Below are 14,858 nucleotides of genomic sequence, written 5' to 3'. Positions count from 1 at the left end.
ATTTTTTGTTTTAATTTAAAATTTAAAGTTAATACCTGCATTAACAAGTACACCTCTGTTAAACGTTTGCCAGTTTTTGTCCGACTTGTCAATTTTGGCATCGGCATTGGCATCGGTCACAAAACGAAATGCTTGATTGAGTATATCTGTTATACCCATTTTAAACTCAACAAGTTTGCCAATCGATTTTGTCAAGTTTAGGTCTAATTCATGCCGCGGCATTTCGTAAATAGTTTGGTTGCCTAATTGGTCGCCTGTTACAAAAATGCGTTTGCCAACTACATTATACAAGACATTAGCTTGAAAACCGTTACCGTTGTAATATAACCCTATATTAACTAAATAGGGCGATTGTCCCTGCAAGGGTCGGTGGGCAAGTTGTCCTTCTAAGTTTGTAGCATCGGCACGACTATAAATTAACGAGGCATTGGCTACCGCCGTTAGTCGGTTGTTGAGTACACCTTTTATTACTTTTCGCAGTTCTATCTCAACGCCAGCGCTTTGTGCGCTGTTGGGGTTAGTAAAAAAGAACGAGGTGCCGCTTCCTGCTGCCCGCCCTGCCATTTCGATAGGTTTGATGAAATATTTGTAAAAAGCAGCTACGGTGATTAGCTCCCCTTCGTTAGGGTAAATTTCGTAGCGCAAATCGACGTTGTGAATAGTTGCAGTTTTTAAATTGGGGTTACCTGTTTTAGATAAATTGAGGTTAAAATCGTAATAGCTAAATGGGGCTAACTCTCTAAATTCGGGGCGATTAACGGTCATGCCATAGGCTACCCGAAATTGTTGTTTGTCGTTAAGACGATAGCAGAGGTTTAGACTGGGCAGCGGCGAAAAAATGGGGTTATTCACACGCACATCGGCACCCGACCCACGCAAACGACTTTGCAATTGCTGTTGGTTAAATTCGGATCTAATACCTATGGTTGCTTGTAGTTTATTGCTTAGGGGCAATACAGCGCGTGCGTAGGCGGCTGTTAGTATGTTTTGAGCGGTATAGTGGTCGTCGTAATTAGTGCCTTCAAGCATAGAAACACCGCCCGAATTGACCGAAATATTTTGAGGGTCAAAGAATACTTCGGGGCCTTGCTCAATAATTTGTGCGTTTTGTGGATTGATGTAACCAAACCAGCGTGCATTAAAATCACGTGTTTTATATTCACTGAATGCACCTGCACTCCACTTTAGTTCACGATGCCCCAGTTTTGTTTGTTGTTCGATATTAACAGCCATTGAAAGGGCGTGCTCATTAAGTGCCGACCAAAAACGAGCTGCTTGTGTAAGGGAAGGGTTAGCAACGGGAGGCACATCTATTTTATAGGGTTGGTCGCTGGCATCGGCATTGCGACTGGTGCTTAGGCGGCGGTAGTCGGGCTCGTAGCGATTGATATAGCCATAGCCTGCCAGCCAAGTTAAATTGGTGTTGTCTGCAAGCTCGTGTGTACCGCTCAGTTGTCCGCTGTATATGCTTCGCGATTCGTAGCGAAAGGCGTAGTTTTTAAAGGCAATTCGCTCGTTGTTGTTAATGCCATTGCGTACAAGTGTTTCTCCAACCGACATTTGATTAAATAGATTGCGAAATTCTAATCGGCTTTTATCGCCTAATGGCAGGCTAAAATTAGACATAGCACCCAAGCGTGCTGTTTGTGAAAATGCATTGTCACGCCATTGGTAGGCAAGTTCGTTGTTATTGATGCCCTCATAGCGTTCTTGTAGGGCATTTTGGGGCAAACTATGTGTGAGTGAATAGTTGACGCTGGTAACATTAAATAATGTTTTATCGCCCATTTTGATTAAGCGCGATAAACCTGCGTTGAAGCGCAAATCGGGCAAAATTTGTTGCTGTCGCACGTCAAAGAAGGGGTTTAAACTGCGAAACTGTGCATTAGCGGCCTCACGATTTGAGCCATTGAGTATGCTGCGGTGGGCAAAATTGTCGGGCAAGTCGCGCGTACCATTTTCAATGCCTAATATTTCTAATTTGCCACCTTGGTGTGTTAGGGCTTGGGCAAAACTGGTACTGCTCCGGTAACCCATCGAAAAACCAAAGTGGGTACTGTTTGCATCTGGTCGGCTTTTGGTATAAATTTTAATGATTCCGCCAGCCATCTCGCCCGAATTTTCAGCGGAGGCAGTTTTGAAAATTAACATTCGGTCAATCGTATTAGAAGGTATTAAGTCGAAGCTAAACGAGCGCACATCTATTTCGGTGCTTGGCGTTAGGGCATCGTTCAGCAATACGGTATTATATCGTTCGTTTAAACCGCGCACCATCACAAATCGGTTGTCAACAATGTTTACACCCGGCACGCGACGCACCACTTGCGCGGCATCACGGTCTTGGGTTTTGGCAATTTGCTGTGCTGATATTCCTACGATAATTTGGTCGGCCTTTTTACTTTCTATTAAAATGGCATTTTCGGTATGGGTTCTTTTAGTTGCTTTTACCACAATCTCCTCCATCATTTTACTTTCTTCAAGCAAAAGAATGGGTTGAACTTGTGTGGTTTTGCCGTTTTCCACTATTACTTTTATCTTTTGTGTGGCATACGAGATATATGAAATTGACAACTGGTAAGCACCTTCGGCTACTTGGCTAATTAAAAAATTTCCATCTATGTCAACTTGTGACCCTTGCTGAGACCCATCAATACGCACCACAGCGCCAATGAGGCCTTCGTTCGTTTTTGCATCTAAAACAGCACCACTAATACTACCTGTTTGTGCTTTAGTTATAAGTGAAATAAAAAAAATAGAAAAAATTAGTAACAACTTGCTTGGCATAATTTTGAACTTTAAATTACGCTGCAAAGGTATAGACGTGGTATTACTAAACTGTTAAGCCCAAGTTAAATTAAGGTTACACAAGGGTTAAGTTTTTGAGGCTTATGCCAACATTTTGGTCTTGGCAAATCATGCAAATACTTATTATGGCATGCTACAAATTGGTTTTTTGAGAAAAATGGTAAAACCACCGCTTTTGATTTTTTTTAACGACTATTTTACCGTTATGATGGTACAGCTACCTTTTTAGACCTTTTTTGCCCGAAATTTTGATTGTTTAAAAAGTGATCAAACAGTCTAAAACATAACACTGCCCAAGCAAGCAGAAAATAGCTCCGGATATCCGGATGATTGATGCCTGCCGACTGCATAAAACGCATTTTCCGGAGGTGGTCTTTTTACTTTCAGTTCTACTTTTGAACCAACACGAGTTTAATATTTAATTTCGGGCTGCCCTATTTTGCTGGCATTTGCTTTGTAAAGGTTAAAATCGGCAACGGTTACGTTTTTATCCATATTGCAGTCGCCGGGTTTGTACACACCAATTAACGATGCCTGCGAGTTGTAAATATTATAATCGGCAACGGTAATTGTGCCATCGGCATTTAGGTCGCCGCACAACATGCCGTACTTGGTGCCACCTAAAAACAGCAGTTGGCTGCTACCGCCTTTAACGTTATTGACATTGCCCAAGTTTAAGGGCAACCCCGTGTTTGGCAGGGCTACCGGCATTTTGCTGATAATAGCCAAATGATTGCGTGTTTTTACGGCTATATAATAACTGTATCCGGCGTATAAATTGTCGAACAAAACGCCTTCTACACCATCCGGATCAATAATTACCCCATCTTTGCGCAAAAATCCGGCTTTTTGGCCTAAAATTGTAAAGGCGTTATTAGCATCGCGCACTTCTACCAACACCCAATCAACAGCGTTTGGCGGTATAATTGCTGCCGTTTCGGTGCCATTGTAAAACCAAGGGCTACCGCTAAACGGTTGCAAGGTGGGTATTAATGCACCAGTATTTAAATGAATATTCATTTCTTGCGTTAGGCTATTGTAGGGGCCTTGCAGCCAACAATGCACCTCGGCGCGCAGGACTTCGGGCAGGGGCGGGCATACGGTAAAATTAGCATCATCGTAGCGCACTTTGGCGGGTATGGTACCTGTGCCAATGGCGTTAGGGTAGCCTATAGATGGCCACTGGTCGGCAATATTCCAAAAATTAGGTTGGCTGCTTAAATAATAGCTTTGGTCGGTTAAATCGTCTGTGCCGGCAGGAGTGGGATTACCTTTAACATTATTGCCGTACTCAAAATTTCCGGAGCCGGGCGTGTACATGCCTTTCAAAAATCCGGAATTTGTAATTTCGAGGCCTACAAAATTTTGTTCAACGGTAATATCAGAGGTATTAAGCAAGCCATAATTTACGGCTCGGTTTCTAAATTGGGTATTATTTGGCCCCGATGGCCCCCAATAATCGTCAATCCACATAAATTCAACCCAATTATGTTCAAAAAGGTTGGCAAATGGGTAATGGCCATGCAGTTGAATATCGCCCGACCCATCGGTAGGAAACTCACTTCGGTTGCACTCGCGCGAGTAGTTGTACGAAAAAACGTTGCCATTAGCGCCTTGTTTAACCATCATAGCGTGGCGCAAATATTTAAAAATATTGTTGGTAATTAAGCACTCGCCTGCGTGGTGTATTAAAGTAACGCCGTAGCCGCGTGTGCCGCTGCCGGTATAGGTAAACCCATGATGAAAATACGACCCCGAAACCTCAATATTTGACGAAGCGCTTATCATTACATGGCTGCCTATGCTTTTGTTTGAGTGAACGCCGCGTACCCAGCAGTTATAGGCAAAATCTATAAAAATATTGTACGATGCGCTTGTAGTTGGGTCGGCAACCCGTTCAATATACATACATTCGATACCTGTTTCGGTTGCTGGGTTAATTTTCCGGATGCGGGCGTTAAGGGCGGTATCGTAGCCAATACGCAAGGCGTGATGTAAGTTAAGGGTATTGCCGTTTGTGGCTGTTATTTTAACAATTTGGCCTACCGAGTTATCGGCCCAGGTTGCGGGGTTGGTATCCCAAGTGCCGTTGTTTTGCAATAGCTCAGCCCAGTCGCCGGCGGCAAAGCCGGTGGCATCGGTTAGTTCAATATTGGTATCGCCTTTGTTTGCATTGTTGCTCAACGAAACAAAACTACCCGATGGGCTGCCTTGCATAACAATTCCGTTTGTGCCCGAGTTGGCAAAATCGAAGCGCAGTTTGGTGAGCGGGTCGCCATCGCCGCGCAAAATACATCCGGAGGGAAGGTTAAGTGTTGTTGTTATCCGGTAAATACCTTGCGGCAAATAAACGTATCCAGCATTGCCCCCCAAAGCATTAATAGCTGCCTGAATGGCGGGGGTGTCGTCTGCTATGCCATTGCCTACTGCGCCATAAGCGGTTACATTTAAGGTTGTTGGGGGCACAGGGAAAGCCCCAACATGGCCGGCAACCGACCAATCGACTGTTTGCGAAGCCGGAATAACCTGTGCAAATACTATAGAAAAACTCCCTTCGAAAAGAAGTACATATAAAGTAAATAGAATAAAGAAGCGCATGTTCTGGGTATAACTTTATTTCACTTTTGATTATTTGAAGCAAAAAAAATAATTCACCGCACAAGGTAGTAATTTGAGCACAAAATAAGAAAGCCCTCGTTGAGCAAATATCTTATTTATTTGGTTATGCAGTCTATGTTGTTAAACATCAAATATAATGCTCATAAAACATGTAAAAATAAATAATAGCTTTAACGTGAATTCGGAGCTAAGCTATAAAAAATAGGGGGATTAGTATAGTTGATAGGAATAAAAACAGGAGCATAGTTATCTTTGTAGTGTCCAAAACTGCAAACAAATACTACCCCTGTTTTTATGAAGTCCAAAGATACAAAATTTGATGTGTCCATGTTATTTGAATTATTTTTTTTGTAGATAATGCCTGTTTGCTGATGCAACAATGGGTTGCTCAGCATTGGCTTAGCGAAGGTAAAACAATGCCACGGCCTCGTAGTGTGCCCAAAATTTCGGAAAGTGAGATACTTACGATTCTGATTTTCTACCACTATTCGGGCTATAAATGTTTTGAATATTACTATAAAGCATTGGTTTTGAATGACTTAAAGACCTATTTTCCTACTGCCCCATCCTACAACTATTTTATAGAGTTAATAGAACGGGTTGCTCTTCCTATGGCGATTTTAGCCAAATTAACCTGCCAGCAAGCAGAAAAAACAGGAATTTATTACATAGATGCCAAAGCGCTACCTGTTTGTGACATGCTGCGAGCCAAGCAACATAAAGTTTTTGCTCAAACCGCCTCGAAAGGAAAATCTTCTATGGGGTGGTTTTTCGGCTTTAAGCTCCACCTGATAGTCAATCACAAAGGACAAATCGTGGACTTTGCTTTGACTACAGGACAGGTGGCAGACAATAGTAAAGACCTCTTAAACAAGCTATTAGAGAAAATATCAGGCACATTGTTTGGCGATAAAGGCTATTTGACTACCTTATGGAACAACTTTTGTGAAAAAGGACTAAAAATAATTACCAAAGTCAAAAAGAATATGAAAAACAGACTAATGTCCTTAGAAGAAAGGCTCTTATTGAAAAAAAGACCTATGATTGAAGCCATTAATGATATTTTGACCTCGGTTTTGACTTAGAACATACCAGACACAGAAAACCACAGAATGCTTTTGTCCATATAGTCGCTAGCTTGGTAGCCTATCAGTTTTACCCCAATAAACCTCAAGTAGATCTTGCTAAAATTTACTAAGTAAATCTCCGAACTCACGTTAGCTTTAATTAAATACCCGGATTGTTAAACTTTTAAAGATTGCAATGGATGATATGGAATCAAAAAAGTTTATTTATAATTTTTGAGTTTTTACATTTAATTCTTCAAGGCTGTTTTGTACTTTTATAACATATTGCCCACGTGTAACACCATCCCATCCCAATATTGAAATATTAGAAGGTACGCCTTCTAAAACGGTATGTTCTTGTTGGCTAATTAAGCGGCCAGCGCTGTCGTAAAGGGCTAATTGTATTACTTCGTAGCGCGGCGACTGATAAAACAGGTACAATTCGCTGCCATTGGTTGGGTTTGGATAGGCCACCCCTATGGCTTTGTTTACTTTAGCCGGAAATTGTTGATTTAGGCTTGCTACAGCTTTATAGCGGTTGTTGGCCAATTGTAATGCTTTAAAATAATCGGGCAGGCCGTATCCAATATCGTTATTGGGGTTATCGTAATTAGAGGCACTTTGTTCAATTATTTTAATAATTTCCATATTATTCAAGTTGCGGTTGGCCTGCCATAAACAAGCACTTAGCGCGGCTATCAACGGCGATGAAAAAGAGGTGCCATTTGAGCGTGCCATACTGCCGTCTGGGTTTACTAAATAAGTGCGTTTGCCCTGCCCAACAACATTAGGTTTTATTTGGCCATCGGAGGTTGGCCCGTGCGAGCTAAAATTTGCGTAAACGCCCAACGAGTCAACTGCGCCTACGGTTAATATACTATCGGCATCGGCGGGCGAGTTTAGGTAGTACCAATCGGAGTTTCCGGAGTTTCCGGCACTATTTACAACCAATATACCTTTTGAAGCGGCCATATCCGAGGCGCGGGCAATAACAGTTGTGTTTCCGTCTAAGTCATTGTAGCTGTAATTCATAGTCAAAGTATCGAAATCGGTATAGCCCAACGAAGTATTAAATACGTCCACCCCGAGGCTGTCGGCAATTTCGGCGGCTGCTAACCAGTTATATTCTTCAATTCGTGTTTCGGAGCTTGTTTCTTCGGTTCTAAAGAGGTAATAATTGGCATCGGGGCAGGCACCTACAAAAATTCCGGGTTTTTTACCCGCCATAATACTTAGTACCTGGGTGCCGTGGTTACTTCCGCCATAAGGGTCATTGTCGCCGTCCACCAAATCGTAAGCCCCTAAGAGGCGGTTTTCTTTGTAGAGGTGTTCAAAAATTTCCATATTTTGCGCATTATTAAAGCCCGCGTCTAATACGGCTACGGTCATACCTTTTCCGGTATAGCCTTGTGCGTGCAGGTAATCGCCGTTTAACATTTGGGTTTGCCAATGAGCGCCGCCAAAATAGGTTTCGTTGCGCAAGGGGTCAAACTCGGTAATGGTTTGTGTTTCTTGTTTTTTACCGTTTTTAGGTGCTGGGGCAACCATGGTAACACCTTCGTTTGCTATAACAAAAGGCAACTGATTAATTTTGTTTAATGCAATCTCGTCTTGGGTAGCAATGACGCAGCCATTCATCCAGCGCGAAGTATATAAAACTTTTACGCCGGTATTTTTTATCGCTTCAATATAAGTTAGATTTACCGGAATATCGGTATTGTTAACGGGTATATTGTATTTAGCCCTTCTTTCGAGAGCTTTGGCCGTTAAAAACGCCTGTGGCTGGTCAATATGGTAAGGCGAGTTTAGTTTGTCGGCAAAGGCAATCCAGTATTTAGTATATGGCTTTTGCGCAAAAATTATATCCGGAGTAAATAATAAAACAATAAAAAGTATCGAGGCGTATTTTAATATCATAGGGCTTTTACATTTAAAATTGGTCTTTACAAATAGCTATCTGGCTATGTTTAGTTTGTTTTTTGTACTAAAAGCTTGCCAAACTTTTTTGATTTGGTTTATTTCTTTGGCTTATACGGTAAAACAAAGGTAATTTTAATTTTTTCTTTCTGTTAGGCAAAAGATTTTTTAGTGTAAATGTAACTTTTTTTAACCAAACTGCATTATACAGCAACTATTTAGACAATAATTAAGTTCTATAAACATATTAAGCAAGATAAAATCTTACAAAAAAGCCTATTTATTTTCATTCTTTACCACAAAAAATATTTTTTGTTTTTTAAAATAGTATTACCTTGTGCTGTTTTATTAGTTACCTGCTTAGTTTCAGGTGTACTGCTGCGTGATTTTTATAAATTCCACTACAATCCCCTTTTTCTGAATTGTTAATTTGTTGATGAATCTAACAATATTTATGGCTAAATTTATTATTACATTAACTATAGGTATATTGTTTTCGTTGGCTGGCCTTGCCCAAAGCAATGGCGACATTCAAGGCCGTATTATTGATGCCAAAACAGGTTTACCTTTAGCCTATGCCAAAATTAAGTTTCAGAGCAATTACAGTAAAGTTGCCACTATGAGCGGCATGTTTCAACTTAACGATTTACTACCAGGCATGTACGAAATAGAAGTATCTTACCCTGGTTATGCCACCCAAATCGTAAAAAATATTGAAGTACAGCGCAATAGTGTAACTTTACTTAATATTGGCATGTCGGCGCAATTAAACCCCGATACCCTGCTGCTATACCTACCATCTCACGCCGACCCCGTTTTGCCAACATTATAATATAAATTGGCAGGCAAACAAACCCAAATATTTGTTGAGTTTGATTAGGCAGGGGTTTTGAACTCAAGGAAATATAGCGGTATTATGGCTGATGAAGGCGTTATAATCCTACCACAACACCATAAAAAAAGATTATTTCCGGATATTTTCCCTCCTATTCTATTCCTCCGGATTTATTGCGCTCAAAAAAACAAAACATCAAATTGCCGCCGTTTGAAGTTAAGGGTGTAAATTTGTCGGCTATTAAAGGTTTTTATAGACAGATTGCCGCTCGTATGCCCCCCCACCCCATTGACCAAATTTGGTACAACGCCCTAATTTACACTGCCAACCCATTACAACCCACCGCAAGCGCCCTGGCCATACACAAGGGGCGAATTGTTGCCGTAGGCAATACCACCCAAATACGCGATACCTTTAGTCAGGCGCAGCACCAAATTGACGCACAAGGAAAACCCATTTACCCCGGTTTTCACGATGCCCATTGCCACCCTTTTAAATACGCCCAATCGTTGGCCGAGGTTAATTTAGCTGGTTGCAACACCTACCACGAGGTTATAACCCGAACCCAAACTTATAAGCAGCAAAACCCTAATACTTTAGCCATTATTGGCCGAGGCTGGGACCAAAATCGTTGGCCAGGCAAACATTTTCCGGATAAAAGCCTGCTCGATGCACATTTTCCGGATATTCCTGTTTTGCTTATCCGGATAGATTTACACGCAGCCGTTGCCAATCAAACAGCCCTTAATTTGGCACAAATATCGGCTCAAACCCAAGTAGAAAACGGCTTGGTGGTATTAGACGAAAAAGGCCAGCCAAACGGGTTGTTAATTGACCGTGCTTTGCATCTTGTACTACAATCTTTGCCCAAATCAACCAGCCCCACCAACGCTTTAGAAACTTTATTGCCACAAGCCGAAAATTATTTTTTTAGCGTTGGCCTAACTACCCTTCACGAAGCAGTTGCCGAGCAAGACCAAATTGAATTAGCAGCAAAAATGCACGCCAAAAAGCAACTTAATATACGCTTACATGCCTATTTAGATGCGCGCGAAACAAAAGCTGTTGCTAATTTGCGCCAAACAGGGCCACAACAATACGGCAAACGGCTAACAGTGCCCGGATTAAAATATTTTGCCGACGGGGCCTTAGGCTCGCGGGGGGCATGGCTTACCCAACCTTATACAGACGATGAACAAAATTGTGGCCTCCAATTTTTAGACCACAACCATTTTTTAACCGAATGCCAACTAAATAAAGCTGCCAATTTACAAACTATGACCCACGCTATTGGCAACGCAGCTAATAAGCAGGTATTACAAACCTATAGCCAAGTATTAAAAAGAAATAACAAACGGCGTTGGCGTGTAGAGCATTGCCAGGTTTTGCACCCCGAAGATGTTACGTTATTTGGCCAATACAACCTTATACCCTCTATACAGGCTACCCATGCAACCAGCGATATGTATTGGGTACACGAGTGCTTGGGCAGCCAACGACTGCAAATGGCTTATGCTTTTAATACTTTGTTGGCACAAACAGGCAGGGTGGCCGCCGGCAGCGATTTTCCTATTGAGGGTATTAACCCACTGCTTGGCTTTTATGCCGCCGTTACCCGCCAAGATGCTAACCAATGGCCTTTGAATGGGTTTATGCCCAAGCAACGCCTTACACGCAACCAGGCACTTATGGCCATGACACATTGGGCTGCCTATGCCGCATTTGCCGAAACCAATACCGGAAGTCTGGTGCCAGGCAAAACCGCCGATTTTGTTGTACTTGACCGCGATATTATGACCTGTCCTGCACCCGAAATTTTGCTTGCCAAAGTAGTGCATACTGTTATTGACGGGCAAATAGTTTGGAGTCAATAGAGGAATGTTTTAAAGTTACAAATGTAATTTTAGCCTGATTAATAAATCGATGAAATAAATTTAAGGGTGCTTTACCCATACTGCTGTCTGTTTTGGTTGTTTGCCTGTTGTTAGGTATTTTTGCAGGGCAAATTTGTTTATTTGACGCCGGTTTCTTATTATTGCCATAAATTACCAATAACCATTAAATAATTAGTTAGCTATGTCCGTATTTACTAAATTACCATTGTTTTGTTTAGTTTACATTAGTTTTAATTTAATAAACTGGTCTGCATGGGCGCAAATACCGCCGCAATACAGTTGCCAGCCGGTAAACAATATACCAGTTACTGCTTGGGGTAACACTTTAAACCTGCCTTGGGTAGGGGGGCTTAACAACCCGCAATTTTCGGAGGCCGATTTAAACAACGATGGCACTAACGATTTATTTATTTTTGACCGGGGCGATAATACCATAATTACCCTTCAAAATGCCGGAATTGCCAACGAAATTAACTATACCCACGCACCTCAGTTGGCAACCAATTTTCCGGATTTAGTTAATTGGGTACTGCTGCGCGATTACAACAACGATGGCATTGCCGATATTTTTGCCAACAACAATAACGAAGGTATTATATTGTACAAAGGCTATTACGATGCACAAAACCACCTAGCATTTACCCTCGAAAACCAAGCCCTTAGTTTTTTGCCCGACAAGCAGACACTGTTTGTAGCAAGCTACGATTTTCCGGATATTAACGATATTGACGGAGATGGTGATTTAGATATTTTAACCTTCGAGTCGGGGGGGGGGTATGTTGATTGGTACGAAAATACCGCCGAGCCAAACCAAATGCCCATTTTTATTAAAAATACCAAATGTTGGGGTGAGTTTTATGAAAGCGAATTCTACTCGAGCTTAAAACTTAACGACTGCGGAGGGCTTCCGCCGCCACCTGCCCCATCCGGAAAAACCAGTAGCAGCAGCAGCGGCGGTGTTCATGCAGGCTCAACCTTAACCACTTTTGACGCTGATAATGATGGCGATATGGATTTGCTGTTGGGCGACCTTAGTCGCAACAATGTAGTATTGGCCTTTAACGGCGGCACGCCCACGCAGGCCTTAATTACCAAACAAGATACCGTTTTTCCGGCAAACGACAAGGCTTGTATTTTGCGCACCTTCCCCGCAACTTTTTTAGCTGATATAGACAACGACGGCGACCGCGATTTTTTAGCCTCGCCCAATGCCGCTGTTCAGGGCGAACATTTTGAGTGCGCATGGATGTACCGCAATACTGCCGATGACCTTAGCCCTGTTTTTAAATTTGAAACCGACACTTTTTTGGTAAACCAAACCCTTGATTTTAGTAGAGTGGCGCATCCGGCATTTTTTGACCACAACAGCGATGGCCTCTTAGATATTTTAGTGGGCAACCTTGGCTACTCAGGGCAAGATGCAGACGAGTATATTTCGCAACTTGCTTTGTTACAAAACGTAGGAACACCTACCCAGCCTGCTTACCAGCTTATAACCCGCAATTACCTGAATATTCAAAACCAGTTTGCCCTGCCACATGCAGACCTTAAACCATGTTTTGGCGATATTGACGACGACGGCGACCAGGATTTGCTGCTGGGCGACAAAGAAGGCTACGTGCATTTATTTTTAAACAACCCAACCCTCGATGGGATTTCCAAATTTAGTTTAGCACCCAACGGCGAGTATTTACAAGGGCAGGGTATTGATGTTTTTCAAAGCAATAGTCCGCAATTGGTTGACGTTGATAAAGATGGCCTTTTAGATTTGGTAATGGGGCACCATAGCGGTGGCTTAGAGTTTTGGCGCAATATTGGTACAAAAACACAACCCGAGTTTAAACAAACAACCAAATTTTGGGGCAAAGTAGATGTTAAGTCGGCAGGTAGTTTTAGCGGTTTTGCCGTTCCGTTTTTATTTGACTGGGCTGGGAAGTGGTTGTTGGCAGTAGGTAACGAAGCCGGAAAAATTCTGTTGTACGATAATATTGAAACGCATATTTTTGATGGGGCAGCTTTTAACCTTGTTACTAATAATTTTGCCGACCTTAAAGGGCTAAATCGGGCAAACCCCGCAATTGCTGATGTTGATAATGATGGCCTTTTAGATATAGTGATTGGCACACAGCGCGGTGGGCTAATTTGGCGCGAAATGCTTTTTCCGGTTGGTATAAATACTCCGGAAAACAATCATAATGGCAACAGTATCTATCCGGATGAAAACAGTTCGTATATCAAAATAAATTTATGGCCTAATCCGGTTAATAGCATCACAGATAGCTGGCATGTACAGTTACCGGCAGGTTTTTATTCTTCTAATCCCAATGCGCCCGTTTTTTATACCGTTACAAATGTGCAAGGGCAGGTGTGCCAACAAGGGCAAATGACCATAACAGAATTAGAAGTAAATCAGGCTGCTCAAATTAAGGCCAATTATTTGCCCACAGGTATTTACACTATAAGTTTTACCCATCAACAACAAGTAGCGGTGGGCAAAGGTGTTGTAATCAGCAAAAAATAGGCAGTTTGCTGCTAAAAATTAGCCTTACTTTTACACTGGTTTTATTTTTATCGACTGATTACAAATTTTCATTTAATTTGTAATTTCGTCCTTTATTTTTAGATTTTTATATTTTGTATCTATGCAATACCTTAATAAAATAGTAATTCTGATACTGTTGCTGGTACACAATGGTACATACGGAAAAAATACCTATGATTTTAACAAATGGTATAAACAGTTAATGAGTAATCCGGAATTACAGCAATTATACCAGTGGCAAGACCAACGCAACAGCTCAAAAGTATTGCCATTTTTACAACACCGCAAACCTATTTACCGGCAAACGGCTGCTATGGCCTTGGCCGCCATAAAAGATACTACCTCGCAAACGCAATTATTAGACGCCCTTAAAATTGAACGCGAAACAGCCGTAAAATACGCAATGATATATGCAATTGGGCAAATTGGGCAAACTGATAGTCAAAAGCCGTTACTTGCCTTCTTTAAAACTCAAAAATCGAAGGAAATACAAAACATTCTACTTGAAAGTTTAGGTAAATGTGTTAGTAGTTTAGATGAATACGAAACTTTATTAAATTTTATTCAACCAAAACAATATACACACTATTTGTACGGCTTGTACTATGCTGCTACAAAGGGCATAATTAGCGAAAAATTTGATATTGCCCCCTTTGCCGCCCACTCCAATACTTTAACCCGGATATTAGCTACTAATTATTGTTACCGATACCGCAATAAACTGCTTATTGCCAACAACCAAACTATTTTGGCTGAATTATTAATGTACGACCCCGAACCCGAAGTACGCGCCAACTCGGCAATGGCTTTATCGGCTTTGCCAAACCAAACAGAACAACTATTAGCAGCATTAGCAACAGAAACCAACGATTTAGTTACCGTAGCAATTATTAAAGCGTTTATTCATTTGGCCGACCCTAAGGCAGGAGCGCAAGTTTTTGAAAAACTAAAAACTACTGTCAATCCCAATGTTCAGCTAATAGCGGCACAGTATTTACACCAAACAAACCCGCATGTTTATACCCGCGCGCTCGAACTGCCAAATTTATGTTTGGCCGCTCAATATGAATTTTGGCAAAGTGGTGTTGAAGCTTTTGACAACAAACTAATAAACTGGCTTAAAAACAAAGCTTATACAACTAGTAATCTATACGAACGCGGTTTATGCCTGCGCGCAC

Annotated in this window: 7 protein-coding genes; 4 read left to right on the top strand and 3 right to left on the bottom strand. The window is 41.6% G+C overall.

Going from position 1 to position 14,858, the window contains the following annotated elements; genetic code table 11:
• Positions 1-15: 15 nt before the first annotated feature.
• On the bottom strand, positions 16-2,784 hold the full coding sequence (locus IPI59_07795) for a carboxypeptidase-like regulatory domain-containing protein (protein MBK7527437.1): 2,769 nt from the start codon (positions 2,782-2,784) through the stop codon (positions 16-18).
• Between the two features lie 432 nt (positions 2,785-3,216).
• Positions 3,217-5,403, bottom strand: coding sequence for a hypothetical protein (locus IPI59_07790; GenBank protein MBK7527436.1), 2,187 nt, complete (start codon positions 5,401-5,403; stop codon positions 3,217-3,219).
• A gap of 392 nt (positions 5,404-5,795) precedes the next feature.
• Here IPI59_07790 and IPI59_07785 point away from each other — a divergent pair, with 392 nt between their 5' ends.
• On the top strand, positions 5,796-6,509 hold the full coding sequence (locus IPI59_07785; GenBank protein MBK7527435.1) for an IS982 family transposase: 714 nt from the start codon (positions 5,796-5,798) through the stop codon (positions 6,507-6,509).
• 207 nt (positions 6,510-6,716) lie between these two features.
• On the opposite strand, the gene IPI59_07780 is transcribed toward IPI59_07785, so the two are convergent.
• Positions 6,717-8,408, bottom strand: a complete 1,692-nt coding sequence (locus IPI59_07780) for a S8 family serine peptidase (protein MBK7527434.1) — start codon at positions 8,406-8,408, stop codon at positions 6,717-6,719.
• Between the two features lie 454 nt (positions 8,409-8,862).
• Here IPI59_07780 and IPI59_07775 point away from each other — a divergent pair, with 454 nt between their 5' ends.
• The 3 genes from IPI59_07775 (at position 8,863) to IPI59_07765 (ending at position 13,659) form a co-directional block, all read left to right on the top strand.
• Positions 8,863-9,240 carry a carboxypeptidase regulatory-like domain-containing protein gene (locus tag IPI59_07775; protein ID MBK7527433.1) on the top strand — a complete coding sequence of 126 codons (378 nt, stop codon included), beginning with the start codon at positions 8,863-8,865 and terminating at the stop codon, positions 9,238-9,240.
• A 203-nt stretch (positions 9,241-9,443) separates the two neighbouring features.
• The gene (locus IPI59_07770) at positions 9,444-11,117 is read left to right on the top strand and encodes an amidohydrolase (protein MBK7527432.1); all 1,674 of its coding nucleotides are present in this window, start codon (positions 9,444-9,446) and stop codon (positions 11,115-11,117) included.
• A gap of 202 nt (positions 11,118-11,319) precedes the next feature.
• Positions 11,320-13,659 (top strand): VCBS repeat-containing protein, encoded by a 2,340-nt coding sequence (locus IPI59_07765; GenBank protein ID MBK7527431.1) that lies wholly within the window; start codon positions 11,320-11,322, stop codon positions 13,657-13,659.
• Positions 13,660-14,858: the final 1,199 nt, after the last annotated feature.

Source organism: Sphingobacteriales bacterium (genome assembly GCA_016706405.1).
Classification (GTDB): Bacteria; Bacteroidota; Bacteroidia; order Chitinophagales; family UBA2359; genus BJ6.
Note: the sequence above shows the minus strand (reverse complement) of the source record. Positions and strands in the feature narration are given on the sequence as shown.